The sequence below is a fragment of the Glutamicibacter protophormiae genome (genome assembly GCF_016894325.1).
In the GTDB taxonomy this organism is placed as follows: domain Bacteria; phylum Actinomycetota; class Actinomycetes; order Actinomycetales; family Micrococcaceae; genus Glutamicibacter; species Glutamicibacter protophormiae.
The window spans coordinates 2987710-3003438 of sequence record NZ_CP069806.1 but is presented as its reverse complement, the minus strand read 5'-3'; the positions used below and the strand labels follow the sequence as shown (position 1 = coordinate 3003438).

General features: G+C 65.8%; 18 protein-coding genes. 11 read left to right on the top strand and 7 right to left on the bottom strand.

Annotated features, from left to right (window positions below; translation table 11 throughout):
- The first annotated feature begins 21 nt into the window (after positions 1-21).
- Positions 22-711: a phosphonatase-like hydrolase gene (locus JQN66_RS14045; protein ID WP_204675583.1), complete on the top strand. Its 690-nt coding sequence runs from the start codon at positions 22-24 to the stop codon at positions 709-711.
- Between the two features lie 68 nt (positions 712-779).
- On the opposite strand, the gene JQN66_RS14040 is transcribed toward JQN66_RS14045, so the two are convergent.
- The gene (locus tag JQN66_RS14040; protein ID WP_275439037.1) at positions 780-1457 is read right to left on the bottom strand and encodes a metal-dependent transcriptional regulator; all 678 of its coding nucleotides are present in this window, start codon (positions 1455-1457) and stop codon (positions 780-782) included.
- 290 nt (positions 1458-1747) lie between these two features.
- On the opposite strand from JQN66_RS14040, the gene JQN66_RS14035 reads away from it, so the two are divergent.
- The 7 genes from JQN66_RS14035 to JQN66_RS14005 all read left to right on the top strand — a co-directional run bounded on the left by JQN66_RS14035 (position 1748) and on the right by JQN66_RS14005 (position 8525).
- Positions 1748-2809 (top strand): LacI family DNA-binding transcriptional regulator, encoded by a 1062-nt coding sequence (locus tag JQN66_RS14035; protein ID WP_204675581.1) that lies wholly within the window; start codon positions 1748-1750, stop codon positions 2807-2809.
- Complete coding sequence (locus JQN66_RS14030; protein WP_204675580.1) at positions 2802-4316, top strand: sugar ABC transporter ATP-binding protein; 1515 nt, start codon at positions 2802-2804, stop codon at positions 4314-4316. The genes JQN66_RS14035 and JQN66_RS14030 overlap by 8 nt, the downstream gene beginning before the upstream one ends.
- On the top strand, positions 4316-5284 hold the full coding sequence (locus JQN66_RS14025; RefSeq protein WP_204675579.1) for an ABC transporter permease: 969 nt from the start codon (positions 4316-4318) through the stop codon (positions 5282-5284). Before JQN66_RS14030 ends, JQN66_RS14025 begins: the two co-directional genes overlap by 1 nt.
- Positions 5285-5339: 55 nt before the next feature.
- Positions 5340-6278, top strand: coding sequence for a substrate-binding domain-containing protein (locus tag JQN66_RS14020; protein WP_188949940.1), 939 nt, complete (start codon positions 5340-5342; stop codon positions 6276-6278).
- Between the two features lie 62 nt (positions 6279-6340).
- Positions 6341-7243 carry a ribokinase gene (locus tag JQN66_RS14015; protein WP_204675578.1) on the top strand — a complete coding sequence of 301 codons (903 nt, stop codon included), beginning with the start codon at positions 6341-6343 and terminating at the stop codon, positions 7241-7243.
- A gap of 16 nt (positions 7244-7259) precedes the next feature.
- Positions 7260-7643: a D-ribose pyranase gene (rbsD, locus tag JQN66_RS14010; RefSeq protein ID WP_204675577.1), complete on the top strand. Its 384-nt coding sequence runs from the start codon at positions 7260-7262 to the stop codon at positions 7641-7643.
- Between the two features lie 36 nt (positions 7644-7679).
- Positions 7680-8525 carry an oxygenase MpaB family protein gene (locus tag JQN66_RS14005; protein WP_204675576.1) on the top strand — a complete coding sequence of 282 codons (846 nt, stop codon included), beginning with the start codon at positions 7680-7682 and terminating at the stop codon, positions 8523-8525.
- On the opposite strand, the gene JQN66_RS14000 is transcribed toward JQN66_RS14005, so the two are convergent.
- A complete protein-coding gene (locus JQN66_RS14000) occupies positions 8510-9001 on the bottom strand; it encodes a DUF6328 family protein (protein WP_204675575.1) in 492 nt (163 codons plus the stop codon). The genes JQN66_RS14005 and JQN66_RS14000 overlap by 16 nt on opposite strands.
- Before the next feature lie 309 nt (positions 9002-9310).
- Between JQN66_RS14000 and JQN66_RS13995 the strand changes: the two genes are divergently transcribed.
- Positions 9311-9706: a hypothetical protein gene (locus JQN66_RS13995; protein WP_204675574.1), complete on the top strand. Its 396-nt coding sequence runs from the start codon at positions 9311-9313 to the stop codon at positions 9704-9706.
- A gap of 71 nt (positions 9707-9777) precedes the next feature.
- Here the strand turns inward: JQN66_RS13995 and panD are convergent, their stop codons facing one another.
- The 3 genes from panD to JQN66_RS13980 all read right to left on the bottom strand — a co-directional run bounded on the left by panD (position 9778) and on the right by JQN66_RS13980 (position 12457).
- Positions 9778-10200, bottom strand: coding sequence for an aspartate 1-decarboxylase (panD, locus tag JQN66_RS13990; RefSeq protein ID WP_188949928.1), 423 nt, complete (start codon positions 10198-10200; stop codon positions 9778-9780).
- Between the two features lie 100 nt (positions 10201-10300).
- Positions 10301-11851 (bottom strand): histidine ammonia-lyase, encoded by a 1551-nt coding sequence (hutH, locus tag JQN66_RS13985; RefSeq protein ID WP_204675573.1) that lies wholly within the window; start codon positions 11849-11851, stop codon positions 10301-10303.
- A 108-nt stretch (positions 11852-11959) separates the two neighbouring features.
- Positions 11960-12457: a DUF3060 domain-containing protein gene (locus tag JQN66_RS13980; RefSeq protein WP_204675572.1), complete on the bottom strand. Its 498-nt coding sequence runs from the start codon at positions 12455-12457 to the stop codon at positions 11960-11962.
- Between the two features lie 417 nt (positions 12458-12874).
- On the opposite strand from JQN66_RS13980, the gene JQN66_RS13975 reads away from it, so the two are divergent.
- Both JQN66_RS13975 and JQN66_RS13970 read left to right on the top strand, forming a co-directional pair.
- On the top strand, positions 12875-13105 hold the full coding sequence (locus JQN66_RS13975; RefSeq protein ID WP_188949922.1) for a hypothetical protein: 231 nt from the start codon (positions 12875-12877) through the stop codon (positions 13103-13105).
- Positions 13106-13322: 217 nt separating this feature from the next.
- Positions 13323-13832 (top strand): Dps family protein, encoded by a 510-nt coding sequence (locus tag JQN66_RS13970; RefSeq protein ID WP_188949920.1) that lies wholly within the window; start codon positions 13323-13325, stop codon positions 13830-13832.
- Positions 13833-13941: 109 nt separating this feature from the next.
- On the opposite strand, the gene JQN66_RS13965 is transcribed toward JQN66_RS13970, so the two are convergent.
- Both JQN66_RS13965 and JQN66_RS13960 read right to left on the bottom strand, forming a co-directional pair.
- A complete protein-coding gene (locus JQN66_RS13965) occupies positions 13942-14727 on the bottom strand; it encodes an IclR family transcriptional regulator (RefSeq protein WP_188949918.1) in 786 nt (261 codons plus the stop codon).
- 85 nt (positions 14728-14812) lie between these two features.
- Positions 14813-15721: a carbohydrate kinase family protein gene (locus JQN66_RS13960; RefSeq protein WP_204675571.1), complete on the bottom strand. Its 909-nt coding sequence runs from the start codon at positions 15719-15721 to the stop codon at positions 14813-14815.
- Positions 15722-15729 lie beyond the last annotated feature (8 nt).

The following is a 15729-nucleotide window of genomic DNA, read 5'->3' as shown; positions in this document are numbered from 1 at the left end:
CCATACCCAAGGAGAAACACCATGATTGAACTGATCGTTTGCGACATGGCCGGAACCACCGTCGACGAGCATGCCGACGTCTACCGCGCGCTGGAGAACAGCGTGCGCGAAACCGGTGCCGAGGTCACCGCGCAGAACCTGCAGGCCTGGATGGGCGCCGAGAAGCGCGAGGCCATCACCGCATTGATCGCGCTGGGCGGAGGCGTTCCCGAAACGCGGCTGGTTGACGCCACCTTCGAGCGTTTCCGCGAGCTGCTGTTCTCCTACTACGAGCAGAATCCTCCGGTAGCGTTGCCAGGTGTTGTCGAAGCCTTTCAAAAGCTCGCCGCTCAGGGCATCAAGATCGCGCTGACCACCGGTTTCTCGCGTGACGTCGCATCGGTGATCCTGCCGCAGCTGGGCTGGGCCGTGGGCGAAGGTGAACTGCTGGACGCCGTGGTCACCGCCGACGAGGTGGCCGCCGGCCGCCCCGCACCGTACATGATCCACCGCGTGATGGAGCTGACCGGAATCCGCGACGTGCGCAAGGTGATCGCCGCCGGCGACACCGTCAACGACCTGCAGGCCGCCAAGAACGCCGGAGTCATCGCGGTGGGCGTGCTGACCGGCGAGCTGGGCCGCGGCGACCTGGAGATCCACGAGCACGACGTGATCCTGGACGGGGTGGCGCAGCTTCCGGAGTTCATTTCCCACCTTGAAGCCAAGGCCTAGTTTTCGCCGGCAGGAACGCAGCGGCCGGGGAACCTTTCACGGTTCCCCGGCCGCTGCGCCGTTAAGCCTCAATCGATCACGGAGACCCACACTGCGCCGGCGGCCCGCTGGCCCAGGCGCAGCGCGGCACCGGTCTTCGGGGAGGCGACCTCCAGGGTGTCTGAGAAGGCGTCGCCGGGGCGGATGCCCAGCCGGGCGCCGACGATGATCCCGTGGTCGGAGAAGTACTGCAGCAGTTCCGAATCGTCATCCGAGATCCGCTCGACCCGGACCTGCGAACCGTCGGTGATTTCCGTGAGCGATACCGCCTGCGGGATGCTGATCTGGCCTTCCGCGGTGGGGATGGGGTCGCCGTGGGGGTCGCGGGAGGGGTGCCCGAGCAGCTCGTCGATCCGCGCGATCATGAAATCCGAGACCGCATGCTCCAGCTGTTCGGCCTCGTCGTGGACCTGGTCCCATCGGTAACCGAGCATCTGCACCAGGAAGGTCTCGATCAGACGGTGCCTGCGCACCATGGTCACCGCGTAGTCGCGGCCCAGGCTTGTGAGGTTCACCGCGCCGTAGGGGGCATGGTCCAACAGCCCTTGCTGGCGGAGCTTGGACAGGGCGCCGGAGACGGTCGAGAGCTTCATGCCGGCCTTGCCGGCAATGATGCTGGCGGTCACCGGCTCGTCCGACCACTCGGTGAGTCCATAGATGATCTTGAGATAGTTCTGCGCGCTGTCCGAAAGCTGATTTACCGACACGCTTCCCATGATAGTCAACTCCCGGTGGATCGGGCCGGGTCCCGCTGCTCCGGCAAGGCCTTCGGGGAACTCCGCGGTGCCGGAACTGCCCCTGCGAATAAAGCAGACATATTTCGAGGGGTCAATTCGATAGCTATAAAATCCCCAGCGCGGATGCCCAAACGGAAGTATTCTCCGGAGAGGTTGGCGGTGTCCGCTCCGGATCCCGTTGACTTTGCCGCGCGTTTGCGGAAAACTGTGTAATCGATTCCATGGAATCGATTACACAGTAAGCAAAGGGGCTTATCGCAATGAATGCGGTCACCATCAAGGACGTGGCGCAGGCTGCAGGAGTATCCTCCGCGACCGCTTCCCGCGTGCTCTCGGGGCATCCCTCCACCTCGGCCGCTTCCCGCGAAAAGGTCGAGGCCGTCGCCCGCGAGCTGGGCTTCGTCCCCAACGCCCAGGCGCGCTCGCTGCGCTCCACCAAGACCGACACCATTGCGCTGTTGATCTCCGACGTGCGCAACCCCTACTTTTCCGACCTGGCCCATGCCATCGAGCAGAGCGCCCACGAGGCCGGGCTGATGACCTTCATCGGCAACGCCAACGAGGACTCGGCGCAGCAGGACCAGTTCCTGGCAGCCATGCTCTCGCGCCGGGTCGACGGACTGATCGTGGTCCCGCAGGGACTGGACCAGGCGGCGCAGCGCCCGAGCGAGATGATGAGCCGCATCGTTGCTTCCGGCACCCCGATGGTCTTCGTGGACCGCACCCTGCGGGGCATCGAAATTCCCTCCCTCACCGCGTCCAGCGCCCATGCGCTGGAAGCCGCCATCGCCGCGCTGACGTCGCTGGGCCACCGGCGCATCGCCTTCATCGGCGGCCCCGACCACGCCTCCACCGCCCGTGAACGCCACCTCGCCTTCGACGCGGCGCTGGCCGCCAATGGCCTGCCCAGCGATCCCGCGCTGCATTTCGCCGGCGACTTCAAGGCCGGCTCCGGCGCGCAGGGCGCACGGTGGCTGCTGGCCCATCCGGCCGCGCCGACCGCTGTCGTCATCGCGGACGCGCCCATGGCCATCGGCGCGCTGACGGTGTGGCGCGAAGCCGGGCTGAAGATCTCCAGGGACCTGTCGGTGATCACCTTCGACGAGGTCGACGCGATGCTCATGCACGACCCTCCGATCGCCACGATCAGCCACGACCTCACCCTGATGGGACGCGCCGCGGTCGCGGCCCTGCAGGCCGTGATGGCCGGGCAAAACCCGGAACGCCGGGAATTCTCCAGCCACTTCACCCAGCGCGAATCCCTCGGTCCGGCGGCTGCCAGCCCCGGGGCGATGATGGAAGGAATGCCCACCCATGAGTAATGAAGCGCTACTAGTCCTGGACCGGGTCTGCAAGTCGTTCGGACCGGTCCGGGTCATCGACGAGGTCACCGTCCAGGTGCACGCGGGCAAGGTGTCGGTGCTGCTCGGCGAGAACGGCGCCGGCAAATCGACGCTGATCAAGATGATCGCCGGTGTACACGAACCCGATGCCGGCCGCATCCTGCTGGACGGCGCCGAGGTGCGGATCCCCGACACCAAGGCCTCCGAGGCGCTGGGAATCGCCACCATCCACCAGGAACTGAACCTGGTCCCTTCGATGACCATCGCGGAGAACATCACGCTCGGCCGCGTGCCGCGCCGGTTCGGCATCATCAACCGCCGCGCCATGCGCCGGATCGCCCGCGACGCGCTGGACCAGCTGGGGTTGAACCTGGACGTGGACACCGAGGTCGGGGAACTGGGCCTGGCCCAGCAGCAGCTGGTGGAAATCGCCAAGGCGCTGAGCCTGGACGCCCGCGTGCTGATCCTCGACGAACCCACCGCGGCGCTGACCACCTCGGAGATCGCCCACCTGTTCAGCGTGGTCAACCGCCTGAAGGCCCAGGGCGTCGGAATGGTCTTCATCAGCCACCACCTCGATGAGATCGCGGAGATCGGCGACTACGTCAACGTGCTGCGCGACGGCAAGTTCATCGCCACCGTCCCGGCCGACACCGACGAGAACGAATTGGTCCGGCTCATGGTCGGGCGCGACATCGAGGCGCAGTTCCCGCGCGTGGCCCAGCAGCCCGGAGAGCACGAGCTGCTCAGCGTGCAGAACCTGTCGGTGGGCATGCTTCAGGACGTTTCACTGGCCGTCCGCCCGGGCGAGGTCGTCGCGCTGGCCGGGCTGATGGGCGCCGGGCGCACCGAGCTGATCCGCGCCATCGCGGGAGCTGACAAGTATTCCAGCGGCAGCGTCAGCGTGGCCGGAAAGAAGCTGCCCAGCTTCGACGTGGCCGCCGCGACCCGCGCCGGCATCGGGCACGTCCCGGAAGACCGCAAAACCCAGGGGCTGGTGCTGGATGCCTCCGTGGCGGAGAACATCGGTTATGCCACCATGGCCGCCACCTCCAGGGGCGGGCTGGTGGACCGCAAGGGCCAGCGCGCCCGGGCCCAGGAGGTGGCCGCCAGGCTGCGCATCCGCATGGGCAGCATCGACCAGCCGATCCGCTCGCTCTCCGGCGGCAACCAGCAAAAGGCCGTGTTCGGCCGCTGGTTCACCGCCGGGGCCAAGGTGCTGCTGCTCGACGAGCCGACCCGCGGCGTCGATGTCGGCGCCAAGGTGGAAATCTACGAACTGATCAACGAGATCACCGCCGCCGGGGGCTGCGTCCTGATGGCTTCCAGCGAATTGCCGGAGGTCCTGGGCATGTCCGACCGCGTCCTGGTGATGAGCCAGGGGCGCATCGCCGGGGAACTGGTCACGGCGGACGCCACGCAGGACTCCATCATGGCCCTGGCCGTCAGCAATGTGCACCGCGAAGAAGAAATGGGAACCAAGTAATGAGCAGCACAACTACTGCCCCGAAGAAGGGCTTCGACTTCAAGGCATTCCTTGCCAACAACGGTGCGCTGGTCGGGCTGGTCATCCTCTGCCTGGCCCTGTTCATCGCCACCCCGCGCTTCCTGACCGGCCCGAACCTGCTGAACATCGGCATCCAGGTTTCCACCATCGCGGTGATGGCCTTCGGCATGACCTTCGTGATCGTCGCCGCCGGCATCGACCTGTCCGTCGGCTCGGTGGCGGCGCTCTCCGCCATGGGCTCCTCCTACGCGGTGACCACCGCGGGGCTGCCCGACGGGCTGTCCATCCCGATCGGCCTGGCCGTGGGCGCGCTGTGCGGCTGGGTCACCGGCGCGATGAGCGCCTACGGCAAGCTGCCCACGTTCATCGCCTCGCTGGCGATGCTCACCGTGGTGCGCGGCCTGACCCTGGTCATCTCCGACGGCCGGCCGATCTCCACCAGCGCCTCGGTGTCCTGGCTGGGCGACGACCTGGGCCCGATCCCGATGCCGATCATCATCCTGGTGCTCTCCGGCCTGGTCGCCGCGTTCGTGCTCAACCGCACCGTGATCGGCAAGAATGCCTTCGCCGTGGGCGGCAACACCGAAGCCGCGCGCCTCTCCGGCATCCCGGTCAAGCGCGTGCTGGTCACCGTGTTCGTGATCTCCGGCGTTTTCGCCGCGCTGTCCGGCATGATCCTGGCCGGGCGCCTGGACTCGGCGCAGCCGACCCTGGCCTCGGGCTACGAGCTGGATGCCATCGCCGCGGTGGTGATCGGCGGCGCCTCGCTGTCCGGCGGCGTCGGACGCATCTCCGGCACCCTGATCGGCGCCCTGGTCCTCGCGGTGATCCGCAACGGCCTGAACCTGCTCTCGGTGTCCGCCTTCTGGCAGCAGGTCGTAATCGGCGCGGTGATCGCGATCGCCGTCGGCTTCGACGTGCTGCGCCGCAAGAACGTCAAGCACTAGTTTTTCCGCCTTACCACCACTGAATTCGCCAATCCAAGTTCAAAGGAGAACCCCCATGAAGAAGATCCTGCGCACCTCCGCCGCCGTCACCGTAGGCCTGGCCCTGGTGCTGGGCACCGCCGCCTGCAACCGCGGCGAAAGCGCCGCCGAGGGCGGCTCGGCCACCCTTGCGGTCTCCACCCTGAACAACCCGTTCTTCGTGGACCTGCGCGACGGCGCCCAGGCCGAAGCCGAGGCGCTGGGACTGGAACTGTCCGTGGTCGACGCGCAGAACGACTCCGCCACCCAGGCCAACCAGCTGGCGACGGCCGGCACCAACGGCTCGGCCGGCGTGATCATCAACGCCGTGGACACCGAAACCGCCGAGGCCGGCCTGGCTCCGGTCGTCTCCGCCGAGCTGCCGATCGTGGCAGTGGACCGCGCGGTGGGCGACACCAAGATCGCTTCCTTCGTGGCCAGCGACAACGTCGCCGGCGGCGAGCAGGCGGCCAAGGCGCTGGCCGAATCGCTGGGCGGCAAGGGCAAGATCATCGTGCTCGAAGGCGTGCCGGGAGCCTCGGCCACCAATGAGCGCGGCGAAGGCTTCGACAAGGGCCTGGCCGGGTACGCGGACATCGACGTCGTTTCCTCGCAGACCGCCAACTTCGACCGCGCCGAAGCGCTGGACGTGGTCACCAACCTGGTGCAGTCAAACCCGGATGCCGTGGGCGTGCTGGCGATGAACGACGAGATGGCCCTGGGCGCCATCCAGGCGCTGGGGGACAAGGCCGGCAAGGACGTCAAGGTCGTCGGCTTCGACGGCACCGATGACGGCTTCAAGGCCGTGGAAGCGGGCACCATGGTCGCCACCATCGCGCAGAACCCGGCCGAGCTGGGCAAGCAGTCGGTGCAGATCCTGGCCAAGGCCATGAAGGGCGAAGAGGTCGAGGCCAACGTGCAGGTCGCCGTGGACACCGTCGATTCGGACAACGTCGCGCAGTACGCGGGCAAGTAGCCTTCACCCAGCAGTACCCGCAGGCCCATCGGCCGCCGGGAGAGAGAAGCAGAGGAAAAACTATGCAGCAGGACATCCAGGTCACCATCGTGGGCTCCAGCAACGTGGACATCACCGCGCTGATGCGCCGGCTGCCCGGCCCGGGCGAGACCGTGCTGGCCGATTCCTACCAGCTTTCTCCCGGCGGCAAGGGGGCCAACCAGGCGCTGGCCGCGCAGCTGGCCGGCGCCGCCACCGAATTCATCGGGGCCGTGGGCAACGACTCCCACGCCGACATCGCCCTGGGCCAGCTGAAGGATGCGCAGGTGGTGCTCGATCGCGTCGCGCGGTCGGCGAAACCCACGGGTGTTGCCATCATCCAGGTGGATTCCGCCGCGGAAAACTCCATCGCCGTGGTCTCCGGGGCCAACGCCACGGTAGATTCGGACGCGGTCGCCGAAGCCGGGCAGCTGCACGGCATCGTGGTGCTGCAGGGGGAAATCCCGGCCTCCGGCATCACCGCTGCCATGGACGCCGCCACCGGACGCGTGGTACTGAACCTCGCGCCGGTCATCGAACTGGACCGAGCGCACCTGCTGGCCGCCAACCCGCTGGTGGTCAACGAGCATGAGGCGGCGCTGATCCTGCAGCAGCTCGATGCCAGCGACTCGCCGACCAGCGACGCGGAACCGGTGATCGCCCAGCGTTTGCTGGAGCACGGCCTGGCCAGCGTCGTGATTACCCTCGGCGCCAATGGCTGCCTGGTCGCCGAGCGGGGCGCGCCGATCCAGGAGCTGCCGGCCATCAAGGTCAAGGCGGTGGACACCACCGGCGCCGGCGATGCCTTCACCGGGGCGCTGGCCGCCCGGCTGGCCCACGGCGATTCCCTGGCCCAGGCCGCTGGCTTTGCCGGACGCTTCGCCGCGCTCACCGTCCAAGGCCACGGTGCGCAGTCCTCCTACCCGCGCCACCTGGCAGATATCTAAGCGAAAGACCCCACTCGTGCTGAAATCCGAGATCCTCAACGCCCCGTTGCTGGCCGAACTGGCCAAGCTGGGGCACACCGACACCGTCGTGGTCGCCGACTTCGGGCTGCCGATCCCCAGGCAAACCCCCGTGGTGGATCTGGCCTTCGTGGCCGGACAGCTGGGATTCGCGCAGGCAATGGAGGTGCTGGCCCGCAACCTGGTCATCGAGTCCAGCACCCTGGCCAGCGAGGCGCGGGGCACCGTGGTCGAAGAATGGTGCACCGCCCAGGGGCTTGTTCCCGGGTACATCTCCCATGAGGAGCTGAAAGCCGCGCTGCCGCACGCCAAACTCGTCATCCGCACCGGAGAGGCCACGGCCTATGCGAACATCGTGCTCTCCTGCGGGGTGCCCTTCTAACAGGGAGCTGACAGCCGCGCGGTTTAGACTCGAGGGGTGAATCCCCAGCCCGAGCCGCAGCCGTTCCCCCGCGACCAGCTGGCCAAGGCCGCCCCCGAGTCCGCACTGCTGCTGGGCGCCGGGCGGGCAATCCTGCTCCAGCTGGCGCATCCGCAGATTGGGCGGGCCATCGCGGAGCATTCGGACTTCGCCGCCAACCCGCTCTCCCGCCTGCTGCATACCCTGGGCTACATCTATGCCCTGAGCAACGGCACCGCCGAGCAGCAACGCACCATCATCGACTACGTGGATGCCGCCCACCGTCCAGTGCGCGGTGCGCGGGACAAGGCCACCGGCGCGCCGGCCTACTCGGCGCTGGATCCCCGTCTGCAGCAGTGGGTCGCCGCTACGCTGTTCGACTCGGCCCGGGTGATCGGATCGCAGGTTCTGCCCGCATGGGACTACCACGCCAGCGAGGAGCTGTACCGGCAGTACGCGCGGCTGGGTGATGCGCTGCAGATGCCTACCCATTTCTGGCCGGAGACCGAAGCCGGGTTCAACGACTACTTCGCCGGGATCACGGCCAACCTCCACGTCACCGACCAGATCCGCAAGCTGGCCGACGAGCTGTTCACCGGCTCCCGCGCACCGTGGTGGATCAGGGTGGCGCTGCCGCTGATGCGCGATGTGACCATCGCACAGCTGCCGCCCCGGATCCGCGAGCAGTTCGGATACGAGCTGACCCGAAGGGTCGAGCTACGCAACCGCGTGACGGTGCGAGCGGCCTGGGTAGCCTCTCGGATCCTCCCGAAGGCCATCCGGCACCTGCCCATGAAACTGATGCTGCGCCACGTGGACGGCATGGCGTCCGGCGCGAAGAGCCCGGCTCAGCCCTCGTCGTAGGATTCCGGCATCGTGCCGCGCGGCGTGAGGATACGTGGCAAGAGCACCAGCAGGAACAGCGTTACCGCGACCAGACCGCCGCCGATGAAGATCGAGACGGGCCCGCCCATCAGCACCTGGACGACGAACCACACGCTGCAGGCCACCAGCAGTCCAGCGCAGATTCCCACCAGCTTGACGACGCGATGGCCCAGCAACACGGTGGTCGCCTTGAGCCGCTGGCCGAACAGGTAGCGGTGCACGAGAACCGGCATCAGCATCAGGATGATCAGCACTGCGGAGAACACCAGCAGAATGACGTAGAAGATCTCCTCCAAACCCGTGAGCATGGTGAAGCGCGCCTGGAACGGCAGGATGACCAGGAATGCGGCGAGAATCTGGATCCCCGTCTGCATCACCCTGATTTCCTGCAGAATCTCGTTCCACTGGCGGTGGGGCGCGCCAGGGGAGTCATCGGGCGTGAAGTTCCTGGGCATCGATACTCCTCAGCGTCGGCTCGCTGTTCCACGGGATCTGCCGCTTAGCGCTTGATTCTACCCAGCTCGGGATTGCCGCGCTTGGAGCCCCGCGGATGAGCCCACCTTCCAGAATGTTGCCGGCGGAAGGAAAAGCAAAAGATTCGAACACTTGTACTAGTAAATGGAGTAGAGTCTATTTATCATCGAAATACTTCACGGATCGCAGTGGGAAGGAATTCGGTGCGGACGGCCTGAAGAGAAGGCCTGCCAGGCCGCGGAAACCACCGGGCTTGGGTCTGACCAGAGCCGAAGGGAGCTGAAAGCCTCATGAGCGCAGCAGGCAATGAGACCGGATTCAATGATGTAGGCGGCGGGCCGCCCGGCGATTCCTCGTGGGTGTGGGCCATGCCGTCTACCGGCATGAGCTGGTGCGAATGCGGCGAGGGGCATGAGCTCAACCGCGAGATCATCTGGGGCATCTCGCGCGAGCTGGGGCTGGAGCGCCGACGCGATCTGGGCTACGCGGAGCTCTTTGAATTGGCCATGGAAGTCTGGCGCTACGACGAGGTGTGCAGCTTCTTCAAGATGGCGGTCGATGACGCCATTGACCGCGTCTACGGCCGGCATGCCAGGCGGTATCCCATGGTCAGCGCACTGGATATCATCGGCTACTTCTCCAAGCGCTGGCAGGGATGCCCCGAGTTCGACTGCGAGGCCTTGTAGCATCGAGGATGCGCGGCAGGCCGCCGGCTGATGCCGGCGGCCTGCTTGCTGCCCAATGCGATGCCCGGAAGTTAGTTCCCGGTGACCAACGCGAACGGTGGCGTTTGGACGTTCTCGCCCACGGCTACCGCGGGGTCGTCGCCCAGATGGATGATCTTGTTGTCGGCGTCCACGTGAACCACGCTGGGTACGTAGCTGCGGGCTTCCGCGTCCTCCATCTGCGCGTAGCTGATCAAGATGACCAGATCGCCCGGGTGGACCAGATGTGCCGCCGCGCCGTTGATGCCGATGACGCCGCTGCCCGGCTCGCCGGCGATGGTGTAGGTTTCCAGCCGCGCGCCGTTGGTGATGTCCACGATGCTGACCAGTTCGCCCGGGAGGATGTCCGAGGCTGCAAGCAGCTCGGAATCTACCGTGACCGACCCGACGTAGTGCAGGTCCGCCTGAGTGACCGTGGCCCGGTGAATCTTGGATTTGAACATGGTCCGTTGCATACGATGTTTCTTTCGTGGTTTGGATGCCGTTTCCCGACAACCAAGCTTACGCTCATTCAGGGCCATTCGGTCAGAAATGTCGGGAAATCAACAGCTTCGACTATCCCCGCGAAAGATAAGGCTGCAGCACTTCGTGCACTGCTCCGGATTCCAGCAGCTCGCAGGCGGCTTCCAACTCGGCCGAAAGGAAGCGGTCCTCGCCGGGGCCAGCTACCTTGGTGCGCAGCAAATCCAGTACCGCGCCGGTGGCCGGGCCCGGCAGCAGCGGAGCGCGCAGGTCCAGTGCGCGGCCAGCAATGAGCATCTCCACGGCCAGGATGCGTCGCAGGTTCGCTACCGCGGTACGCAGCTTGCGGGCCGCATGCCAGCCCAGGGACACGTGGTCCTCCTGCATGGCCGAGGAAGGAATCGAGTCGACGCTGGCCGGTACGGCCAGACGCTTGTTCTCGGCGACTAGGCCGGCCTGGGTGTACTGGGCGATCATCATGCCCGAATCAACCCCGGGGTCATCGGCCAGGAACGCCGGCAGGTCCCGCGAGCGGGCGGGATCCAGCATTCGGTCGGTGCGGCGCTCGGCAATCGAGCCCAGATCCGCCACAGCAATGGCCAGGAAGTCCAGCACATAGGCCACCGGGGCGCCGTGGAAGTTGCCGTTGGAGGTCACCTCGCCGCTGGGCAGCACCACCGGGTTGTCGATGGCCGCGGCCAGTTCGCGGGTGGCGACCATTCGGGCATGGGCAATCGTGTCGCGCACCGCGCCGGTGACCTGCGGGGAGCAGCGCAGCGAGTAGGCATCCTGCACCCGACCGTCGCCTTCCTTGTGCGAAGCGACCACGGGGGAGCCGGACAGGAAACCGAACATGTTGGCGGCGCTGCGGGCCTGGCCCGGATGCGGGCGCAACGGCTCGTGCAGCTCGGGGCGGAAGACCTGGTCGGTGCCCATCTGGGCCTCGACGCTCATGGCCGCGGTGGCATCGGCAATGTCCGCCAGTTCGTCCAAGTCGGCGAGCGCCATGAGCAGCTGCCCGAGCATTCCGTCGGTGCCGTTGACCAAGGCAAGGCCTTCCTTCTCGGCCAGCTGGACCGGGGCGATGCCGGATTCTGCGAGCAGCTCGGGGACCGGGCGCAGGTTGCCGTGGGCATCGGTGGCTTCGCCCTCGCCCATGAGGACCAGGGCGCAGTGGGACAGCGGAGCCAGGTCGCCAGAGCAACCCAGCGAGCCGTATTCCCGCACGACCGGGGTGATGCCGGCATTAAGCAGGTCGACCATCGTCTGCAGCACGACCGGGCGCACGCCGGTGCGTCCCGAGGCCAAGGTCTTGGCGCGCAGGAACATCAGCGCGCGCACGACCTCGCGCTCCACCGGTGCTCCCATGCCTGCGGCGTGCGAACGGATCAGCGACCGCTGCAGCTTGGCGCGGTCCTCGGGCGCGATGTGGCGGGTGGCCAAGGCACCGAAGCCGGTGGAGATCCCGTAGACCGGGGTGTCCGAGGAGGCCAGCGCATCGATGTGGGCGCGGACCGAGACCAGCTGTTCGAGGACCTCGGGGGAGATCTCGATACGGGCATCGTGGCGGGCCACGGCGATGACATCAGCGGCGGTCACGCCGAAGCGCTGCAGGGTGACATCCGTCGAGAGCTTCACGGTCATGGGATTCCAATCAGTGGGAGGAATGATCTGTAATCCCATTGTTCGACAGTTCCCACCGGCGCAGGCCGTGAATGCGCGCGTAGTGTCTGAAATGCCGGACAGGGTCGGCTAGAAGGCCAACTCCACCCCGTCCAGCGCGTGGCGGCCCAGAGAGTTGCTCTGGCCGCTGTCCGTGCTCCGCGTGTCGCTGCTGCGCCATGCCACCACGTTGCCGATGCCGCTGACGTCCACCTGGCGCACGCTCTTGACCGCCACGATGTTCCCCGCCCCGCTGATCTCGACGGAGCGGGCATTATCCGCAACGATCATGTTGCCGGTGCCGCTGATGGAGATCTCCTTGCAGTTTCCGACCAGCAGCAGGATCTGGCCGTCCTCGGAAATCTCCGTATCCTGCGAGCACTTCTTCTTCTGCGCGTGCTCCAGGATCTTCTCGAATCCAAGCTGGAAGCTGTCGCCGTTCGTCTCTTTGGGCACGGAGCCGAGGCTGCCTTCGGTGCTGGTGGGATCCTTGGGCAACGGCGTCACTGTGCCCTGGATGGACGCTGTCGCGGTGGGTATCGCCGACGCGCTCGGCCTCGCTGTCTCTTCCGGCGACTGGATGCTCACGCAACCTGCCAGCGGTATCGCCAGGAATACCGCGGCGAGGGTTGAAAGTGTGCGTTTATTCTGTGGCGCTGCCATGGTAGTCCTCTTGCGGTCGGTTGATAGCTGCTTCTATCTTGGCCGATCCGCCGGCCGATTTCCTGTTCAACTGCGCACACAAGCTTCCAGCCGCTGGTTGAATGGAGGCACATTAGTCTTGCCAAGGGGAATCGTCAGGCCGTGCGGCTCCCAATCCTAGGCGCAGACCCAGAGTTTCATCCGCACCCGGGACATTCGGGAGACAAGGGACTATGCTATTTGCACCATGGTGAAACCCGTGGCCGAACGCAGCAATGCATGGGAGGACATTTGGACAGGTACCCATTCACCGCTCACTGAATCTGCCCACGTACGGCGGGCAGCACCAACTAAGGAGAAGCCATGCCGCACAAGAAGCATCTGGGAATCGGGCTGGTCGTCGGCGGAGCGCTGGTGGCCGCACTATTCCTCTCGTTTATCTACGTGGTGCCCCACGGATCCCCCGCGGATGCCGCACCCCTTTGGCTCGGAGCGATCTGGGCGATGTTAACCATGCTCTGGGGAATTTTCCGGCTTGTTGCCGGACCCAGCAAGCTGGACCATCTTCACGGCGGAACCGATGCCGGCTCCTAGACTCGGAGCACGAAGCACGGCGCGTCCAACTGGGACGCCCACTACAACAACATGAAGGGTGGCGGAGCATTCCGTCACCCTTTCTTCATGAATCCTGAACGTCTCCCGTGTGCTTTGAGCCCGGGGTTCAGTGCCGCAGGCAATGAAGGTAGCGTGCTAAAGGTAAGCCGGGGCAACCCGGCAGGAATGACCCTCAGGTCTGCAAAGGAGATGACGTATGTCGAGCAAGCAAAGTACGCCCGCACGCAAGACTTCGCTGGAAAATGCGGAACATGGATTCGTCGCCACGGAGGTGCTGCGTGATTCGCTGCAGCTGGTTCTGGTGAACATGCTGGACCTGCAACTGGTCGGCAAGCAGATCCACTGGAACGTCGTGGGACCGAATTTCCGCGACTTGCACCTAAACATTGATGAAGTGGTCGCCATTGCCCGCCGAGGTTCGGACGAAATCGCCGAACGCATGCGCGCATTGCATGCCACTCCCGACGGCCTGGCATCCACCATTGCCAAGTACACGCGCATCGAGCAGCCGGTCAACACCGAGGTGCTGACCACCGATGGCGTGGACATCATGGTCAAGGCCGTCCAAGCCACCGTGGATGTCATGCGCGAGGTCCATGATCCGGTGGATGAGGACGATCCGACCACTGCGGATATCCTGCATCAGTACATCGCGGAGCTGGAGCAGCAGGCATGGTTCCTGAGTGCTGAAACGCGCCGTCCCTAAGGTGTAGAACCCCGGCGGGATAGGCCGGGCAACCAGGCCAGCGGGCCAGCCGAATCGTGTGGTATCCGGCTGGCCCGTTGCTCTGAGCCGGGCCGCTAATACTGTCTTGTTACTGCTGGCGGTGCCCGTGCAGCCGGGCGGTCAGTTGCGCTGCGGTGGCGCGGATGGGCTCCAGCAGATTCCCCCACTGGTCTTCAGGTATCCGGTCGGCCAAGAACGTCACCGCGACCGCCGCCACCGGCCAGCCGCTAGCATCGCGGATCTCTACCCCGAGCGAATTGAAGTCGGCCGTGAGGTCCCCGCGCTCTACCGCGTAGCCGCGTTGCGCGCTTTGATCCAATTCGCGCCGCAGCTGGGCGTAACTGGATATCGTGCTCTGGGATTCGCGCCCTGCGAAACTTGCAGGGGTTGGATACAGCGCCCGAACCTGGGACTTGGGCAGGGCCGACAGAATGGCGCGGCCGGAGGCGACCAGGTGGGAAGGCAGACGCACTCCTACATCGGTGACCAGCGACGGGCGGCCCTTGGCGCGTTCCTCCACGATATACAGCACGTCCGCGCCGTGCAGCACGGCCAAGTGGGCGCTTTCACCGACCTTGTCCACCAGCTGGGCCACCAGCGGCGCACCCAGCCGGGCCAACGGTTCCTGGCGGGTGTAGGCGCTGGATAATTCGAAGGCCGCAACTCCCAAGCCGTAGGACTTGTCTTCAGGGTAGTGCGCTATGAAGCCGTGCTCGTGCATGACCGTCAGCAGCTGGTAGACGCTGGATCGCGGCAGATCCAACAACCTTGCGATCATCGCCGCTGGGGTCGGGGCCTTGCGGGACGCCAGCAAACTCAAAATCCTCAGGGTATTGTCTGCTGCCGGGACCTTGCTGCCCACTACTGCCTCCATGGTCGAATGATGCGAAACGCCTGCATCCGAACTCTAGCAACCCCAGCCGGGATCACCCCACCGGACGAAGGCGCAGTGCCTGCAATTAGAACACCACCGAGGACAAGCAGCTTTCAAGCTCGAGCAGGGTCGGGGGATTGGCGCCGATTTTCTGGACGGTCAGCGCGGCGGACAGGGAAGCGGTGCGCAGCGCCGACTCCACGTCGTCTTCGTCCAGTTTTTCGTTGGACACCAGGGCCTGCAGCAACGGGCCGTTGCTGATTGCATGCAGCAGTCCGGACATGAATGCGTCTCCGGCTCCCACGGTGTCGGCGACGCTGACCTGCAGCGATGGCACGGAGACTTCGAGCTGGTCGGTGCGTGCTTCGCAGCCGCGCACGCCGAAAGTCATGACAGCGAGTTTGGCGCCGCGGGCCAGAATATGTTCCAGCACCCTTGCGGTATCCCAGCCGGGGTAGAGCCACAGCGCGTCTTCATCGCTGAGCTTGACCACATGGCTCAGGGCGCACAACGTCTCTATGCGGGTCAGCGCGGCGCGGCGCTTGTCCACCAGCGCGGGACGGAGGTTCGGGTCGTAGCTGCGCAGCTGATGCGCCGGGGAGTTCGCAAAGACCTCATGGATCTGCGAGAAGCCAGGTTCCGTAAAGGCGGCGATGGATCCGGTGTGGAGGACTTGCGCATCGGTGGGGACAACTGACTCCAGCTTCCAATCGAGCTTGAAATCGTAGGCCGCCTGTCCGCTGGGATCAAGTGTCACGGTGGCGGTGCTGGTGGCCGCTTCGGTGACCGAATCCGCGGCAAGCCGGACGTCTGATGCGTGGAGGTGTTCGATGATGGCGCGGCCGTGTTCGTCGCCACCGATTCCGGTCTGGAGGGTCACTTCATGCCCCAAACGTCCCAGCCCGACGGCCACGTTGAGTGGAGAACCGCCCGGATATGCGAGCCCATTGACGATGTCGACCAACGCTTCGCCTGCAACCTGTATTGATGCCATGCCAATGA

Bases quoted from the DNA above. Each gene is read 5' to 3' on its own strand.
- JQN66_RS13970 (WP_188949920.1), top strand. From the start codon at position 13,323: ATGTCGAGCAAGCAAAGTACGCCCGCACGCAAGACTTCGCTGGAAAAT.
- panD (WP_188949928.1), bottom strand. From the start codon at position 10,200: ATGCAACGGACCATGTTCAAATCCAAGATTCACCGGGCCACGGTCACT.
- hutH (WP_204675573.1), bottom strand. From the start codon at position 11,851: ATGACCGTGAAGCTCTCGACGGATGTCACCCTGCAGCGCTTCGGCGTG.
- JQN66_RS13965 (WP_188949918.1), bottom strand. From the start codon at position 14,727: ATGGAGGCAGTAGTGGGCAGCAAGGTCCCGGCAGCAGACAATACCCTG.
- JQN66_RS13975 (WP_188949922.1), top strand. From the start codon at position 12,875: ATGCCGCACAAGAAGCATCTGGGAATCGGGCTGGTCGTCGGCGGAGCG.
- JQN66_RS14000 (WP_204675575.1), bottom strand. From the start codon at position 9,001: ATGCCCAGGAACTTCACGCCCGATGACTCCCCTGGCGCGCCCCACCGC.
- JQN66_RS14025 (WP_204675579.1), top strand. From the start codon at position 4,316: ATGAGCAGCACAACTACTGCCCCGAAGAAGGGCTTCGACTTCAAGGCA.
- JQN66_RS13960 (WP_204675571.1), bottom strand. From the start codon at position 15,721: ATGGCATCAATACAGGTTGCAGGCGAAGCGTTGGTCGACATCGTCAAT.
- JQN66_RS14045 (WP_204675583.1), top strand. From the start codon at position 22: ATGATTGAACTGATCGTTTGCGACATGGCCGGAACCACCGTCGACGAG.
- JQN66_RS14020 (WP_188949940.1), top strand. From the start codon at position 5,340: ATGAAGAAGATCCTGCGCACCTCCGCCGCCGTCACCGTAGGCCTGGCC.
- JQN66_RS14015 (WP_204675578.1), top strand. From the start codon at position 6,341: ATGCAGCAGGACATCCAGGTCACCATCGTGGGCTCCAGCAACGTGGAC.
- JQN66_RS13995 (WP_204675574.1), top strand. From the start codon at position 9,311: ATGAGCGCAGCAGGCAATGAGACCGGATTCAATGATGTAGGCGGCGGG.
- JQN66_RS14030 (WP_204675580.1), top strand. From the start codon at position 2,802: ATGAGTAATGAAGCGCTACTAGTCCTGGACCGGGTCTGCAAGTCGTTC.
- JQN66_RS14035 (WP_204675581.1), top strand. From the start codon at position 1,748: ATGAATGCGGTCACCATCAAGGACGTGGCGCAGGCTGCAGGAGTATCC.